This is a genomic window from uncultured Bacteroides sp., from assembly GCF_902491285.1.
Lineage (GTDB): Bacteria > Bacteroidota > Bacteroidia > Bacteroidales > Bacteroidaceae > Bacteroides.
The window spans coordinates 22704-40214 of the sequence record NZ_CABUHK010000020.1; the positions used below are offsets into that span (position 1 = coordinate 22704).

Sequence of the window (17511 nt, forward strand, 5' to 3'; positions counted from 1 at the left end):
CTCACTCAATGAAGAAAGTAGTGGAAACTGTGTTGCCTTCTCCATCCACTGCTGTCAAGGAATGTTTTCCGGGAGCGGGTTGCAGGGAAATCTTATGGAAATCCTGCGTTTGCATCAGATAGGTATCATCGAGATGCCAGAATACGTTCGCATTGGGATTGGTATGTGCTAATTCGACGGTCAGGAACCCTTTGCTGCCGTCCAGTTGTTTCGGTAACTTAATGTGCGCGTTCATGGGAGGGTAAATGAATTGCATGGGCTGGAAAGTATCTTCCCCGCAACCTGCCTTAAAGGGTGGGAGAGGGTTGTATTCCGGGTGGTGTTGTTTATAATACCATTCCCATACGGGTGGGAGGGTGAACCATGATTTTTGTAAGGTAGGTTCTGTGTTGGCGCAGCTCTCATAGACACGGTGTTTCTCATCGGCAGCCAGTGTGATAAGGTGATGGTACGGACAGGCATCCGTGCGCAGTCCGGCAGGGAGGATAAGGACAGTGTCCGTTTCTTCGCAGAAACGGCCTTTCAGATGTCCTGATTGGCGGCACACTTCCGCGTCCACAAAGACATCGGTCGGTCGTTCAAACCAGGGTGAAGCAGGAAGATAACTGAATATATCGAATAATACTGGGCCTGCCGTTTGTGCGCCGACCAGTCCGGGTTTTCCCTCACCGGTTGCATTTCCTACCCATACACCGACCGCATAACGGGGGGTGACGCCGACTGCCCAGGCATCCCGGAATCCGTAACTGGTTCCTGTTTTCCAGGCAATGGTCTGCATGGACGGGATTGATTTCCAGTCGATTTCTTCGGGACGGTTTACTTCCTTCAAAGCGTTGAACGTTTGCCACACGGCGCCTTTGTCCCAAATATATTCATGCTGAACAGTCTTGTTTTCTTCTTCCTTTATGATAATTCCGGCTTCTTTTTCTTTGGTGAGTTCCGGACTCAGGTTGGGGGTGAGGGCCCGTCCCATTTGGGCGTAGGCGTTTGTCACGTCCCATAAAGTAGCTTCCGCTCCCCCTAGAATCAAAGATAATCCATAATGAGACGAGGGACGGGTGATAGTTCTAAACCCGGTCTGTTGCAGGAAGTTGTGAAACTTGGGCACTCCATATTTTTGTAACATTGTCACAGCAGGAATATTCAGAGAGCGGGCAAGCGCTTCCGAAGCCGGGACAGCCCCTTCATATTGCATGCTGAAATTTTGAGGAGTATAGCCGTTTATATTAATAGGTATATCCGGCAATAGCATATCCGGCAGCAGCGAACCTTCCTGCAGCATGGCATAATATAGAAAAGGTTTTAAGATACTCCCTGTACTCCGAGGGGCTTGAATCACATCGACTTGGTTGCCGCCCTGTTTCCGGTCGAAATGTACGTTTCCGCAGTAGGCTGCCACTTGATTGGCAGGTATGTCAATCACCAGAATGGCTAGATTACGAATATCGCTCCGGTTGAACTCATTGCTCCATCGTTCAGCCAGGTCTTCTATATGAGTCTGAATCCCCCGGTCGATGGTAGAACGGGTATATTGCCCGTTTCGTTCTTTATAAAAACGGCTGACCAAATGGGGGGCTGTCTGTGGAAGAGGATGCGGCTCATCGGGAAGAGGTTCGGTGACAGCCAGTTCGTAGGTAGATGAATCTATGATTTTCTTTTCAAGAAGTTGTTTTAATAACCGGTTTCGTTTTGAGAGCAGCATTTGCCGTCCTTTGGACAGATGAATCATGGCGGGAGCATTGGGGAGCACGGCAAGCATGGCCGATTCTGCCCATGACAGGTCTTCCGCCGAATGACCGAAATACCGCCAGGCTGCTGCATCCAGTCCTACTACATTTCCTCCGAAAGGCGCATGAGATACATACATGGATAAGATTTCCTCTTTAGAAGCCCGGAATTCCAGCCGGGTAGCCCAAATCATTTCGATTACTTTCTCGCCGAAAGTTCTTGATTCGTTTCGGGCAAGCCGGATGGTTTGCATCGTCAGCGTACTTCCACCACTCACAATACGTTTGTGCCTGGTGTTCTGGTAGATGGCTCTTCCGATGGATAGTGGGTTGACACCCCAATGATGATAGAAATGTTTATCCTCGAACGTAATGAGACATTGTTTGATCTTCTCCGGTGTTGTCTCGCGTGGGGGAAAGCGCCATTGTCCGTCGGAGGCGATGCGTGCTCCTAATAATTCTTCGTTACGGTCGGTGACGACTGTAGAATAAGGGACATGAAACAATTGCCGGGGCAGACAAAAGATATATCCAATTAGCAAAAGAGTAATGCCTATTGTCATTACTTTCTTGAAGACAGATAGTCGTTTGAAGAATTTATAGATAGAAATCATTGAATGGCAAAAGTAAGGGCACATATATTTGTGATGAATGATCAGGCACGGATTATACGGATTTCGCGGTTTTAGTTAACGGGTAGAACCGTGAAATCGTATAGTCCGTGCCTGAAATTTACTGGCTCACCGTTGTTCTTCCTGCCTTGCTTCGTGCCTGTACGGTTGCATCATACATGGCTTCGCATTGAACAGCCGGAAGAATGAAGTTGCCTGCATAAGTCGCTTGCAGTCTGATTGTAAACATTTTCGTTTCGCCACGGCGCAAATTGAAGTAAGTCAGTACACGGTCATCGCGGATATCCTGATAAGAATATCTGCTGATTGAGTTTCTTGGAGTACTTGTTTCACTGTTAGGATTTTCCGTATCGGTAGCCAGCATCCGTTCATTATATATCTCCCAGCCGGAAGGTATGATGTGAGTCAGTGCCAGATTGGTGTAATCCGAAGTGCCGCTGACATTGGATATGACAGCAAGAGCGATGAAATCGGTTCCCTGCTTAATATCATCTACTGATATAAGATTAGCGTTCATATCTGTATATTTTATATCCATCCGGATATTATCCGAGATAGCAGGCAGTGTATCATTCAGCAATTGTGTGCGCGTGATAACATCTACACCCAGTGCTCCCTTACCCTGGTTCTTTACAGAGATTGTACCGGATTTCGGGGAAGTGGAGATTGCTTTCTCAAACACTGCTTTCGCAGATTTCACCGCAGGCTGTTGTTTGCCGTTCCATGTCCATGTGAAATCCAATGTGCCTGACAGTTTTTCTGCCAACCGTCCCATTGCCATCAGGGCGAATGCAGTAGATTGGGTGCTGAACCAGTTCTCCTGCGATAAATTCTCTGATACTTTCTTCGCTTGTTGAAGCGCATCCCGTTCGCGGTTCATCAGAAGCAATGTTTCCAGAATCATCGCTTCGTCCCGGTCGGACGAACCATAAATAAAGTTCATAGAAGAATAAGGGATGACAGTAGTCTCAGCGTTGTACACCAGCTCCTCGGCAGGTTTCATCTTTCCCGTCAAGGCATAAGCGGCTGCCAGTCTCCATTTGGCTTGGATGGACATACCTTGTTGTTCTTTCATTCTGTTCATTGCTCCGTATTCCGGTGCGCCTGCCAATGCCAACGTATATAGGCGGAAGGCCTGCATCAGTTCCGCCTGCCATTGCTGCCAACTGCTTGCATCTTGTGGCATCCGCCAGTTCTGAGCTGCTGCGCGTTGGAAGCGTTTCCACTTGCTTAATACGTTGGAGTTGACAGCATATCCCTTTTCTTGTGCCAATGTCAGGAACATTCCCGTATACGAGCTAATCCATTCATCTGCGACGGCATTTCCCGGCCAATAGATAAATCCGCCGTTAGGAAGCTGGCGGGCATAAATCTGCCGGATGGCTTCTTGTACATTTGTCTTTATTTTCTCCGCTTCCTGTTCGTCTACCGCCTTGAATTGGGAGATGAATAAGAGTGGCAGGGCTTTGGAAGTCAACTGTTCCGTACAGTGATGCTCGTAATTATACAAGAAGTCGAACCGGCGGCTGATGTCTACCGACGGGATACGGGAAACTTCCAGTTGGATATGATTATTGTCGGAAGAACCGGCAAGGCTGTATGACAGCTCACCGCTTTGTCCGGCTTCTACCCATTGGCTGTTGCGTAATGTCACAACCGGGTTTGGATTTCGTACTTCTATTTCGACAGTTTCTTTTGTCTGTTGTCCGCCACCGCTTGCTGTAAGATGGATGGTTGCTTTTCCTGTTTTGTTGCCGGTCTTTAGCGTAAAGAAAGTAAGCTGGTCGCCCGGTTGGTTGAAAGTCAGCGACTGTTGCGGAGAACCGACAATCTGAACCCCGCCACCGGTGGCTTGGATAGATACGGTTACATTCTTCACTTGGTTTTCCATAGCAAAGATGTTCACCGGAACAGTAATTTCCTCTTGGATGCTAAGTATACGCGGCAAAGTGGACAACAGCATTAACGGTGTCCGTACATAAGCTGTCTTTTCCGCATTGCCGTAAGCCCCATCCTGTCCTGCCACTACCATGGCGCGCACTGAGCCTACATACATCGGCAACTTCAGCGTATGTGTCTGATGCTTGCCTTTTCCCAGATAGAAAGACCCGATGAATTTAACTACCGGTTTGAAACGGTTCGCCTTTGCGTCGGCAGGCTTCAATGAAGCGTCTCCACCCGTGCTGAAAAGAGAACTGTAACTTCCGGCGGAAGCTCCTAATACATTATCATACATATCCCATGTCCGGATACCGAGTGCTTCACGTGAATAGAAGTCGTTCCAGGGGTCGGGAGTCTTGAAGTTCGTAAGATCCAGCAAGCCGTCATCTACGATAGCTAATGTATACGTCATCGGTTTCCCACTCTTCTCACTGACTGTGACATTGAAATCCGTTTCCGGCCGCAATACTTCCGGCATCTGTATCTGCGGTTGCAATATCGTTTGACTGTTAGTCACGAATACCGGAACAACTCCGTACATACGGATTGGCAAATCATTAACCATCTGCGCATGAGGCTGTAAGAGGCTGATGTGCAGGTATACGTTCGGTGCCATTTCCGGCATAATCTTGAAGTTGTATTTGGTATCTCCCTGGTTGGATACTTCTATCCATTCCTGTTTGAGCACTGTCGAACCGTTTTCGATGGATACCAAAGCACGTCCGCCGGCAGCAGCGGGAATAATGGCAGTAGCTGTTTCGCCTATTTCATAAGAATCTTTGTTCAGTGAGAAAGCAAGCATTTTGATACCGCTGGGATCCGATTTGCTTGAACGTCCTCTCCAGTCCGGCCAGTCTACATAGATAGTACCACCGGTGGCATGACCGCTTTCTCTGTCTTTTACATATACCAGGTAGCGTCCCCAACTCGGATAGTCGACACGGAATTTGAAGGAAGCCTTTCCGCCGTTAGTCTGCAAGTTGCCGCTGGCTACCGGAGTGATAGAACTGCTGTTTACATATGAACTGAAAGATTCATCGCTGTTTTCCCACCACCAGCTCCAACTGATACGGTATATCTTGTATTCCAGATTTGAGCGGCTTACCGGTTTTCCCTCGGGTGTCACCGTAACGACATCAAATACATGGTCTTTGTCCGTCTCAATATATTTTCCCTGAGGTTGATTCAAGTTGATGCCCACATACGATGTGAATGGTGAGAACGGGACACTTTGCGTATAGATGCTTGCGTCTCCGCCCGGTTCGAATACGCGTGTAGTGAAAGATGCGTTCAGCATACCCGGCGCATTTGTCGCTGCCGGAAGTTTCAAGGTGACGCCTGCTCTTCCTTCCGCATCGAGCACGCCATCGAATACATCCGTCTTGATGGTTGTAAAGTCCGTTGCAGGATTATTGAAGAGATATTGCCCGTAATTCTTGAACTGTGTGTTTACTCTGGACAGTGACATTTCTACTTTCGCTTTCAAGCGGGACGCGGTTGCCCCTGTCAGCCACGCGGAAGTGAGCGGGGCATGAAACTCTTTGTCTGTCGCTTGAAGCACCTTGGGTAGTGCCAGCGTTATTTTGAGCCGGTTGGGCTTTATTGTCTCGATGCGCAATCCTTTATGGAAGGTTGTTCCGCCCACTTTTACGTAAGCATTCCAAAGACCGGTAGGAACATCGGGCTGAGTCGGGACGTCAAAAGTGTAGAAACCATTCATGCCTTGCGTCGAAATCATCTTGGTATAGAATTGTCCTTTCGGATTGTAAATCTCCAGTGCTACCGGATGCTTGTCCGGTATTCTTTTCTCACGGTCTTCCAGGATAAAGGATATGTGCAACGTATCTCCCGGTCGCCATACACCTCTTTCGCCATATATAAATCCTTTCAGACCTTTCTGAATATCTTTTCCGCCTACATCAAACCGGCTGACGGATTGCTCTTCACCGTCTACCACACGTACATAGGCTTTTTGCTTATCCGATTCCGCAACGACAATAAAAGGTACGCCTTTCGGGGCGATTTCTACCAGACCTTCCCCGTTTGTTTCTCCTTTGCCTATCACTTGCAGTTGGAAGTTATAAACGGTGACCTGTGCCTTGCCGACGGGTTTTGTATCTAAAATATTGTTGACTGCAACCCATAAATTATTCAGGGAGTTTTTCTTCACAATCATTCCCAAATTGGAAGCAAAGACATTGCAGGCTGCTGTCCGGGTCGACTCCATATAGTAAGATGGATGGCAAGGATTATTCCGTTCCGTCCATCGGTACAAGCTCCAGTCCATTGTGGCACCGTAATAGTAATAATAAGCTTCGGGAACATCCCACATGGCTTCATCTTCTTCAGACAAAACGCTTCCGCTTACTTTTGTCAAACCATCGGAAGCACTGTCGGCAAACTTCATTTCCTGACTATCGTTTCCACCGCAAGGATATGCTGAATATTCTTGCCGGAAGGATAAGATAACCCGGTAGATAGCGCCCGGTTCCTGATGAATCAGTCCGGCAAGGTCTATCGAGTAATCTTCCCAGCGATGAATGTCTTTTGACGAATCTTTACCCAACCACAAGGTCTTCTTATAAACCAATCGTCCCGAACGGCGCAATTCATTGGCGGAAGCCAGCGAATTATTCTGCATGAACATCAATACATTATTCTCGAAAATGCGGATCACATTCAAATCCACCGCATACAGGTTGACAGCCCGGAACGGAATAATCAGGCTTTTCGAATCGGGGAGGATGGCTGCCGAAGTAGACATTTCGACTTGCGGCTTCAGGTTCTGCTCACTGAACGAGATAGAATGTGAAGTTCCTAAAGTCTGATCCTGGCTGCTTTTTACCCCTTCGTGAATATTTAAAGTCAACTTATTTATCTTGTTTGCTTCGAAATAGATAAATACTTTGTTGTCCTTGATTTGAGTGATAGAGGAAGATATTTCCGGTATCTCAATCAGTCCTTTCAGATCCTGGGTATTGGATACGGGGGTGGAGAATACGACTTCAATCCCATTCTCCGGTTGGTCAATGCGTTCGGCGGTTAGAAAGCGGAAACTGTCTTTTGCCGGAATCAGAATTTCTTCGCTTTGTGTATGGTCGATTTGTACAGGCGCTCCATCTGCCTTTATCTCTAGTTGATAATCTTTCGTCTCTCGTGGAATCCGGTTGATATTGAACTCATAACGGCTAGGGTTGTTGGTCGAAGTAATCTCTACCGGATAATCTTTGCTTTTTCCATTGCCGGCAGTCAACATCTTCTCTACCTCTTCTTTCTTCACCACGTCACTGAAACGTATTTCTCCTTTTATACTTGCTTCATCGGGTTGAGTGGCTGTAATTGTTATAGGTTCTGTGTGGATAGTAAAGTTGCGTTCCTGCACCCGGAATGAAAAATTGAACTCCTTCAGCTTTTTATCTACTTCAATAAAATCCCCGAGTTGGAAAGTTCCTTCATAGAATGCCCCCGGTTTTAGTGTACCTTCTTCCGGTACAAACTCTATGGTATTGTTGCTGACCCAATATGCTTTTCCTTTTAATGAAGGTGAGAAACTGAACGGATTATCTTTCAGTTCATTGTTCATGTCCACCATTGGCTGGTCATGCGTCAGTTCGATGCGTATGGTTGAACCTTGTGAGATGACTCCGCCTGTATACGCATTGACGTATGGCGCATATTCTGCAGAAGGAATAATATCTTTTTGATTGCGTGTGCATCCGAAAAGACCCATAATCATTATTATTAGGAAGAATAATTTGGTAGCAATGCTACTACATCTAGTTTTAATTTGTCTCATAGTGAAGAGTTCTTTATAATTTAGCAAACAAATATACGGTTTTTATGGTAGATTCTTTTTAATTCTAATTATTTTTGTACGCTCTAATAAAATTGTGTATGGGAAAAAAGAAAGAATATAAAGAGGCCAACCGGCGATTTCTGAAAAGACTGTCTTCTCAGGAAGGTGTTTTTGCGTTGCCGTGTGGTATCTATTATAAGGTTTTGGAGACTGGTGAAGGAACTGTCTCTCCGGAACCACGGAGTATTGTAACCGTGCATTATAAGGGAAGCCTGATTGACGGGCGGGTATTTGATAATTCTTATGAACGTACCTGTCCCGATGCCTTGCGTCTTAGTGATGTAATTGAAGGTTGGCAGGTGGCACTTCAGAAAATGCATGTTGGAGATAAGTGGATAATCTATATACCTTATACGATGGGATACGGTATTAAGGCTGTTGATTCTATCCCCGCATACTCGACATTGATATTTGAGGTGGAACTGTTGGCTGTTGCATAGGGACGGACTTTCTGGACGGTTAAAGACAAGGATATTTCTCTTTTAGCTTTTTCAGAAAGGATTTGCTCACTTGCAGCAGTTCCGACGAACTGTTAAAAGGGGGAAGTAATAAGCAGTTGTTATCTTCAATTGAAGCCAGATAAGTGATATTAATAATATAGGACTGGCTAATCTGAAGAAAATAAGGATGCAAACCCAGTATTTTTTGTGAGTTTGTATTTCGCTTTAATACTAAGGTGTGCTTGTTGTACAATACAACTTCCCACAATTTACTTTTGGAATTATAACGGAAGTAACCGATCTCTTCAAAATGAACCAATTGTAAATTCCCGGTAATAGTAGTATATAAAAAAATGTTTTCCTGTCTTTTTTCGATGATTGCGTGATTGCAATGATCGGTATGTAACTCTTGATTTTCCATGTGATTTTCTAATCTATGATAGCTTGGGGGCGCATTTAATTTTTCAGTCAAAAATAACGTATTACCGTTAATTGTGAAAATAAAAAGTGTCTCATTCCTGAAATGAGACACTTTTATATAGCAATGACGGTATCTTTTTAAATGGTATTCTATTGTTTAATCTGTTGGTCTTCAATGAACTTGCTGGGTGATACACCATATTTTTCGGAAAAGTTCCGATAAAAGGTCGCCCGGGAGCTAAAACCACATAAGAACATTAGTTCTTTCACGCTTTTTTCAGAGTTCCCGATGGCTAACTGTCTGAAGTATTCTAATCGGTTACAGTTTATGTATTCTCGGAAACCAGTGAATCCCTGACTTTTGATTGCCATTGAAATGTCATGCTCTTTTTCGTTTAGGGATTTTGCCAAATCTTTAATGTTGTAAGATTGGTCTATATAAGGGTGTTGTTCTTTAAGATATGCTTCAATGCTAGAGAAGAGTGGGAGAGGTTGAGGCGATTTTTCTATTTGTGGCATTTCTTTTTCCGTGTTTAGTACCATGCTGATATGATCTGAGAATGGATTCTCGGATTGTAAATACAGTATTGAAAACAGGACGGTGAAAACGATTGCCGTAATGCCGAATAAATTGAAGATGAATTCATTGATACTCAAAGTAAACAGAATGTATATTCCCAAAAACAAGAATAGAAACCCTATAAATAAATGCATATTATTATTTATTTTGCGATAGGTTTTGGTGCTGACCATCGCATAAATAAGAATAAAGAGGGGAGTGATGACGGAAAGTAGGAATATACAAACTCTAAGTTTGACGTCCGTATTATTAATATTCGGTATTATTTCATTCAATGAGTATATAGGAGTTATGATTCCGTTAAATCCTAAATAACAGATTCCTACGGTGATTGTAATGATAGGCGGCAATAAAAATGTGAATATCCTGAAGTGGTTGAGGTATCCCGGAGATAAGGAAGCGATGGGAAATAGTGCGACAATATTGGCTAAAGCATACCATTTGAGCATCTTTTCAATACAGAGTAAGTCCGTGAAATTGTATTCGGGGGTATCTGTAACGATTGTCAGCCACCCGATGTTCTCCCACGAAAACATAAGCCCTATACCCACTGCTATAATTCCCCAATACAATTTGGGATAATTATCTTTTGCGCGAACAATAAGAATGATTCCTGATATCAAGGCAACCAAATCAAGTGTGAGTTCAATTGATAAATGTAGTATTCCCATGTTTATGATGTATTTTTTAATCTTTCCTTTCTTTTCACTAAAGGGTTAATGAAACAAAAGTAATCAATTTAGTCATATCAGGCAATAGAAAAAGAATGGCTTTTGTGAGATTATGCCACTAGAAATTATGTTTCTTTAGAGGACTCATTTTCTGCCAATTCTTTAATCTCTTTATTCAGAAAGACAGAAAGCACAGTTCTTACCACAACTACCCCGCCTAAGATTGCTAATTCATCTAAAGTCGGATCAACTACAGTTTTCAGTATATCAGATGCAATCAAAAACTCCAAACCAAGCAAAAGATAACTACCGAAATCAGCTCTGAGCTGCCGGATGTTATTGATGGTATATGTTCCGTTGAATCGTTTTATTTCATTGCGTAGAAAAGCAATGATGCCGACGAATACTCCATAGGTGACAATCAGCAGACTAATAACGCTGATGATAGTAGCAAGCATATTTAAGAAAGTCAGTAGCATTGTGTATAATATTAGTTTATACAATATAAACAACTGACTTCCTTGAATAGTTTTATCAAAAAGGAGAATATGTATAAAACAGTGATTTATCTTGCAAAAGAAAACTCTTCAAGGTATTCCCATATACTCCCATCTTCTTTAACTTTCCCACGGCGTTCATAAACTAACTCTGTCTCGGTCATTTTGGTTACAGACCATTTTTCTAATTCTTCATATTCCTCGTATTTTAATATCAGTTCCTTACCAGTATAAGACCATGTGCCGTAGGAAGTACTTTTTATACTTCCTGAAGGATAAAGATCTTTCTCTATGTAGGTACCATCTTCCTTGAGTTCTATTGAAAATCGGTTTGTACCATTTACAAAATCTTCTTTCTCATTTACAGTTAGCTCTCCATTATCCCATCCTTGGCTCAAATAATACACACCATTCCAAACTCCTAATAACATTTCTCGTGAACCGACTGAATCTTCATCATCGTCGTTGCTGCAGGAATAAATACAGAATGTCAGTAATATGATACTGATACACGTCGTGATTTTCCAAAGTACTTTTCTCATAATTTTCTTATTAAAATAATATTATTGATAATATAGTTACTATATCTAAGAATATCTTTTTGATTATAGCAATTCTTTGACATTGCAAAGATATGTTGTTATTTGATATGAATTGCAGATTACTTGTAGCTGTGTGATATACAGAACTGTGGCTGATTAGGCCACATCTTTTTCACAAAAAGAACTAAAGAGGTTTGTGTTTAATCGTTTTATTTGTTGCTATAACTTTCTAGTTCTTGTAGATAATAAATAAAAAAATTGTGTTTCAAAATAATGGATATTCGTAAAAGCAAATCAGAATCTATGCTTCCACGTTTGAATATTTTATATACATTGGTCCTGTCGCAATAAAGTTTGTTGGCAAACCATGTTACGGAGCGTTCTTGTTTGTGAAGTTCTGCCTCAATTATTTGACCAATGTGTATCATGTCATTCTTGTTTTAGAGAAGTGTTTGTCTCTATTTGTAGCTTTTATATATTCATACAAAGTTATGCCTATTTTTGTCAGTTTTAGATTTTAAATGTCGATAATAAGTCACGTATATGTAGCTTATTATTCACAAGTAGGAAATATTTGTGCTGATATATTGAATGAGAAATATTCTGATATAGATTTATATATCTGTTATGTCTTGTATGAATGTACGGATACATATCTTGGCTCTTAGTAAAATAAAAAGGCGGAACCATTCAATACCTATTTTCAATCTGAGGTACCGCCAAGCACCCTGTCCAAAATAAGTACGAACAGTTCACGCCTATAGAGCGTAAACTTTCAGTAACCTATTCTCTGGACTTCAATTTGGCGGTTTTCAGATTGAGAGAATAAGAGCTAAAAGCTCAAGTATCTTTTTATAAGTATATGAATGGAATCGCTATTCCAAAAGTTTATTGTTTTAAATAAAAATAGGAGAGTAGAACAATAAACCTACTCTCCCATATATATAAAGTAATCTGAATTACTTAGCCAATGCCTGAGCTACGTCTACAGCACAAGCTACTGTACAACCTACCATCGGGTTGTTACCAATTCCCAGGAATCCCATCATTTCTACGTGAGCAGGAACTGATGAAGAACCAGCGAACTGAGCATCTGAGTGCATACGACCCATTGTGTCTGTCATACCGTATGAAGCAGGACCGGCAGCCATGTTGTCCGGGTGAAGAGTACGACCTGTACCACCACCTGAAGCTACTGAGAAATATGGTTTTCCAGCAAGAACACGTTCTTTCTTGTAAGTACCGGCAACCGGATGTTGGAAACGAGTCGGGTTAGTAGAGTTACCTGTGATAGATACGTCTACGCCTTCTTTCCACATGATAGCAACACCTTCGCGAACATCGTCAGCACCGTAGCATTTTACTTTAGCACGAGGACCGTCAGAGTAAGCGATTTCGCGAACAACTTTCAGTTCACCGGTAAAGTAATCGAATTGAGTCTGAACGTAAGTAAAGCCGTTGATACGAGAGATGATCTGAGCAGCGTCTTTTCCAAGACCGTTCAGGATGCAACGCAACGGTTCTTTACGTACTTTGTCTGCTTTTGCAGCGATTTTGATAGCACCTTCGGCAGCAGCGAAAGATTCGTGACCTGCAAGGAAAGCGAAACATTTAGTTTCTTCGCGCAGCAACATGGCAGCGAGGTTACCGTGACCGATACCAACCTTACGGTCGTCAGCTACAGAACCCGGGATACAGAATGCTTGCAGACCGATACCGATAGCTTCAGCAGCTTCAGCAGCGTTTGTGCAGTTCTTCTTAAGAGCGATAGCAGTACCTACTACATAAGCCCATTTTGCATTTTCAAAGCAGATAGGCTGAGTTTCTTCACACGTTTTATAAGGATCAAGTCCGGCAGCTTCGCAGATAGCGTTAGCTTCTTCGATGTCTTTGATGCCGTTAGCGTTCAAGGCTTCAATGATACCTTTGATACGACGGTCTTGGCTTTCGAATTTTACTTCTCTAATCATAGTTTCTTTCCTCCTTATATTATTCGTGACGTGGATCAATAGATTTAACTGCTCCCTGTTCTGCTGTTACGCGACCATAAGTACCTGTAACTTTCTTCAATGCTTCATTGGCATCAGTACCCTTCTTGATTTCGTCCATGAACTTACCCATGTGTACGAATTCGTATCCGCAGATTTCGTCGTTTTTGTCCAAGAAGATCTGTTTGATATAACCTTCTGCCATTTCAAGGTAACGGGGACCTTTAGCCAAAGTACCATAAAGAGTACCTACCTGGCTGCGCAGACCCTTACCCAAGTCTTCCAAACCTGCACCGATGATCAAACCACCTTCAGAGAAAGCAGATTGAGTACGTCCGTAAACGATTTGCAGGAACAGTTCGCGCATAGCAGTGTTGATAGCGTCGCAAACAAGGTCAGTGTTCAATGCTTCAAGGATAGTTTTTCCCGGAAGGATTTCAGCAGCCATAGCAGCAGAGTGAGTCATTCCGGAACATCCGATAGTTTCAACCAAAGCTTCCTGAATGATACCTTCTTTAACGTTCAGCGTCAGTTTACAAGCACCTTGCTGAGGAGCGCACCAACCGATACCGTGTGTCAAACCAGAAATATCAACGATTTCTTTAGATTTTACCCATTTGCCTTCTTCGGGTATGGGAGCCGGTCCGTGGTTAGGACCCTTCTTTACAACACACATGTGTTCCACTTCGTGTGAATAAGTCATAATTAGCTCTTTTTTTAAGTGATATAATTAAAAATACGTAGTCACGATTCTCTAAATCGCCCACAAAGGTAGTCGATTTATTTGTTTCTGCAAATCGCCTTTTATTACTTTTTTGTGAAAAGTGACAATTCAGTTTACGTTTTTTCGCAGTTTGTAAAGTCGGGATTGCATTTGCGGAAGATTGGGGGTAGGCGAACTATCTATTTGTTGTTTTGTTCTTATTGGAAAACAAAAAACTATGGAACTGAATCAGATAGATATACATTATTTAATAGCGGCAATCTGTGTTATTTCGTCTGCGCTTATATTTTATACAATCGGGGTTTGGGGAGAACGTCTCCAAAAGAAACTGAAGTTTTGGCATATTATATTCTTTCTTCTCGGTTTGATAGCTGATGCGGTCGGTACAAGCCTGATGGAGCATATTGCCGGATTAACCCACTTGCACGACGAGATTCATACCGTGACGGGTATGATTGCTATTCTTCTTATGTTTGTCCATGCTTCATGGGCGATATGGACATATGTAAAGGGATCGCCTGGGGCAAAGAAGCATTTCAATCGCTTTAGTATTATGGTCTGGTGTATTTGGCTTATACCTTATTTAATAGGTGTATATATGGGAATGCATTTACATGCATGATAAACAGTCTGCATGAAGCCGGATATTTATAGATCACCTTACAATATCCTTATCGGCTGACTCTAGTCGTCCTATTAGACGACTATTGTTGGCTAATAGGACGACTAGAGTTGGCTAGGCGGTCAACTGGAGTCGGCTATTGTTGAACAAATATTTTCTATTCGGGATATGTACACTATCTGCCTGTTTCTATAATATGGCAAATAGTAGTTCTCGCTATATTGTAAGATTGTAAAACACATATCTTGTGAAGGGGTGAATAGAGGTGAATATTGTATTTTATATGAATTGTTCACCGGAAACGTCTGTAAATGAGATGATATGGGCCGTGTGAAGAAAGTGGAGGACGGATAGTGAAATTAAGATTGGCAAGATTATGGAGGGATTATTACTGGATGTAGAATAAAATTCGTAGCTTTGCTGCATTATTTATAAAGAAGATTATGATTGAAGTTGTAGAATCAGCTTTACAGAAGGCTGCGGGTGAAGGAATGGATGAATTTATCCAGGCGTTTACAGATAAATATAAAGAGGTAATCGGCGGTGAACTGACTGCGGAGACGATGCCTTTGTTGACGGGAGAACAACATTCTTTGCTGGCTTACCAGATATTTCGTGATGAGGTGATGGCAGGAGGATTCTGCCAGTTGATTCAGAATGGTTACGGTGGATATATCTTTGATAATCCGTTTGCTAAAGTGATGCGTATATGGGGAGCGGAAGAGTTTTCGAAGTTAATCTATAAGGCAAAGAAAATATTTGATGCCAATCGGAAAGACTTGGAGAAAGAACGGACGGACGATGAATTCATGGCTATGTATGAGCAATACGAAGCTTTTGATGAGTTGGAAGAGGCTTACTTAGATATGGAAGAACAGGTTACGGCATTGATTGCAAGTTATGTAGATGACCATTTGGAACTTTTTGCAAAAATAATAAAGTAACGGATGCAGTATTTTTTAAGTATCTGCATTTATTAATTGTGAATTAGAATTTATATCTTTGCAAAATCTAAAAAATATGTTTATGAAACAGATGAAATTTTTCTTGGTGGCTTTGATGGCTGTGGTGATGGGTATGTCGGTTACTTCGTGTATGAATGGGGATGATAATACCGCAAGGCAATTATTTACAATTGCTAAATGTACTAGTACTTATCCCGCTACATTTCAAACGCCTGCAGGGCAAAAGCTTGTTATTAATGATGCATCATTAATAACGTTGAATACAGGAGAACTTTATAATTTTTGGTATGAATATGATTCGGCTGAGCAGCCTGATAATTCCGAAACTCTTTATGTAACACTTTATGGTGGTAGTACTCCTGTTTCGATTAATGCTAAATACACAGAAGGACCTACAAATGCTTCAGAATCATCAAAAGCTAATGCACCATTATATGCATTTAATTTAGCATCTGACTATTCAACACAACCGGGCGTCTTATTTGACCAACAATATCTTGTTATTCCTGTTGTCTATTGGGTGAAAGTGGAAAATAGCTCTGAGGAGCAGAATAAGGAACTTGAAAAACATTCTTTTATTCTTACGTATGACGAGGAGACTATTGAATCTGGTGCAACAGAGTTGGTACTTACTTTAAATCATGTAATTAATACTGAAGGGGAAGCGGAGAATGTATCTCGTAATAGATATACTTCTGCATATAAAGCATATCGTTTGGATAATGCAATGAGTGCATTCCGCAATAAGGCAGGTCAAAATCCGACAAAGATTACAGTAAAAGCAAAAGTAAATTCATCAGAAAATACCTTGGATGGTGCTACTGATGCCACACCGTGGGAATATACAGTAAAATAACATTGAACTACAAAGAATTATTTAACATAGCAATGAAATTGATTTCCTCTCCGGCCAAGGCCTGGGAGGAAATTTCTATGGAAGAGGATAGGCGAAAAGTATATGTGGCTTTTGTCTATCCTATGATTGGTTTATGCGGTCTGTCCGTATTCATCGGTTCATTACTGACGAATGGATGGGGAGGTCCGCAAAGTTTCCAAATAGCTATGACCAACTGTTGTGCCGTAGCTGTAGCCTTGTTCGGTGGCTACTTCCTGGCTGCTTATGCCATTAATGAGATGGGGGCAAGAATGTTTGGTCTGTATAGCGATATGCCGTTAACGCAACAATTTGCGGGATATGCACTTGTTGTACCCTTCCTGCTTCAAATCGTAACCGGACTATTACCCGATTTTAGAATTATTGCTTGGTTGCTGCAGTTCTATATCGTCTATGTAGTATGGGAAGGAGCTCCTATACTGATGAGAGTAGAAGAAAAACAACGATTGAAATACACCCTTTTGTCGTCTGTGTTGTTAATACTATGTCCGACGGTGATTCAAATAGTGTTTAACAAACTGACGGCCATACTTAATTAATGTGTGAAGATGAAACAACCCTCTGTAAATATTAAGAATAAACGGGCTACGTTTGATTACGAACTGATAGATACCTATACAGCAGGTATCGTATTGACCGGTACGGAAATCAAATCCATTCGTTTGGGAAAAGCGAGCCTGGTAGATACGTTTTGTTATTTTGCGAAAGGCGAATTGTGGGTGAAGAATATGCATATCGCCGAGTACTTCTATGGTTCGTACAATAATCATACGGCACGTAGGGAGAGGAAGTTGTTGCTCAATAAAAAAGAATTGGAGAAACTACAGCGGGAAATGAAAAATCCCGGCTTTACGATTGTTCCCGTACGCTTGTTTATCAATGAAAAAGGTTTGGCGAAACTGGTGGTCGCTTTGGCGAAAGGTAAGAAAGAATATGATAAACGAGAATCCATCAAAGAGAAAGACGACCGTAGAGATATGGCAAGAATGTTCAAACGATGACATGATAGGA

Annotated in this window: 14 protein-coding genes; 6 read left to right on the plus strand and 8 right to left on the minus strand. The window is 42.2% G+C overall.

Annotation, left to right across the window (positions count from 1 at the left end; genetic code table 11):
- Position 1 precedes the first annotated feature (1 nt).
- Both pbpC and RDN93_RS07350 read right to left on the minus strand, forming a co-directional pair.
- Positions 2 to 2341, minus strand: coding sequence for a penicillin-binding protein 1C (gene pbpC / locus RDN93_RS07345; protein ID WP_308744891.1), 2340 nt, complete (start codon positions 2339 to 2341; stop codon positions 2 to 4).
- Positions 2342 to 2459: 118 nt separating this feature from the next.
- Positions 2460 to 8096 carry an MG2 domain-containing protein gene (locus RDN93_RS07350; protein WP_308744892.1) on the minus strand — a complete coding sequence of 1879 codons (5637 nt, stop codon included), beginning with the start codon at positions 8094 to 8096 and terminating at the stop codon, positions 2460 to 2462.
- Positions 8097 to 8194: 98 nt separating this feature from the next.
- On the opposite strand from RDN93_RS07350, the gene RDN93_RS07355 reads away from it, so the two are divergent.
- Positions 8195 to 8596: an FKBP-type peptidyl-prolyl cis-trans isomerase gene (locus tag RDN93_RS07355; RefSeq protein WP_308744893.1), complete on the plus strand. Its 402-nt coding sequence runs from the start codon at positions 8195 to 8197 to the stop codon at positions 8594 to 8596.
- Positions 8597 to 8615: 19 nt separating this feature from the next.
- Here RDN93_RS07355 and RDN93_RS07360 read toward each other — a convergent pair whose 3' ends face one another.
- From RDN93_RS07360 to RDN93_RS07390, 6 genes are all read right to left on the minus strand, one after another.
- Complete coding sequence (locus RDN93_RS07360) at positions 8616 to 9017, minus strand: LytTR family DNA-binding domain-containing protein (RefSeq protein ID WP_308744921.1); 402 nt, start codon at positions 9015 to 9017, stop codon at positions 8616 to 8618.
- A 149-nt stretch (positions 9018 to 9166) separates the two neighbouring features.
- Positions 9167 to 10267, minus strand: a complete 1101-nt coding sequence (locus RDN93_RS07365; RefSeq protein ID WP_308744894.1) for a helix-turn-helix domain-containing protein — start codon at positions 10265 to 10267, stop codon at positions 9167 to 9169.
- 125 nt (positions 10268 to 10392) lie between these two features.
- Positions 10393 to 10746: a DUF1622 domain-containing protein gene (locus RDN93_RS07370; protein WP_308744895.1), complete on the minus strand. Its 354-nt coding sequence runs from the start codon at positions 10744 to 10746 to the stop codon at positions 10393 to 10395.
- 86 nt (positions 10747 to 10832) lie between these two features.
- A complete protein-coding gene (locus tag RDN93_RS07375; protein ID WP_308744896.1) occupies positions 10833 to 11306 on the minus strand; it encodes a lipocalin family protein in 474 nt (157 codons plus the stop codon).
- A gap of 959 nt (positions 11307 to 12265) precedes the next feature.
- On the minus strand, positions 12266 to 13276 hold the full coding sequence (locus tag RDN93_RS07385) for a GGGtGRT protein (RefSeq protein ID WP_008760490.1): 1011 nt from the start codon (positions 13274 to 13276) through the stop codon (positions 12266 to 12268).
- 19 nt (positions 13277 to 13295) lie between these two features.
- On the minus strand, positions 13296 to 13997 hold the full coding sequence (locus RDN93_RS07390; protein ID WP_007759112.1) for an iron-sulfur cluster assembly scaffold protein: 702 nt from the start codon (positions 13995 to 13997) through the stop codon (positions 13296 to 13298).
- A 238-nt stretch (positions 13998 to 14235) separates the two neighbouring features.
- Here RDN93_RS07390 and RDN93_RS07395 point away from each other — a divergent pair, with 238 nt between their 5' ends.
- The 5 genes from RDN93_RS07395 (at position 14236) to smpB (ending at position 17501) form a co-directional block, all read left to right on the plus strand.
- Entirely contained in the window at positions 14236 to 14640 is a 405-nt protein-coding gene (locus RDN93_RS07395) for an HsmA family protein (RefSeq protein WP_308744899.1), read from the plus strand.
- 443 nt (positions 14641 to 15083) lie between these two features.
- Positions 15084 to 15584, plus strand: a complete 501-nt coding sequence (locus tag RDN93_RS07400) for a DMP19 family protein (RefSeq protein WP_135999988.1) — start codon at positions 15084 to 15086, stop codon at positions 15582 to 15584.
- Between the two features lie 82 nt (positions 15585 to 15666).
- On the plus strand, positions 15667 to 16461 hold the full coding sequence (locus tag RDN93_RS07405) for a hypothetical protein (protein WP_308744900.1): 795 nt from the start codon (positions 15667 to 15669) through the stop codon (positions 16459 to 16461).
- A gap of 32 nt (positions 16462 to 16493) precedes the next feature.
- Positions 16494 to 17039 (plus strand): Yip1 family protein, encoded by a 546-nt coding sequence (locus RDN93_RS07410; protein WP_308744901.1) that lies wholly within the window; start codon positions 16494 to 16496, stop codon positions 17037 to 17039.
- A gap of 9 nt (positions 17040 to 17048) precedes the next feature.
- Positions 17049 to 17501, plus strand: coding sequence for an SsrA-binding protein (gene smpB, locus RDN93_RS07415; RefSeq protein WP_007754410.1), 453 nt, complete (start codon positions 17049 to 17051; stop codon positions 17499 to 17501).
- The last annotated feature ends 10 nt before the right edge of the window (positions 17502 to 17511 follow it).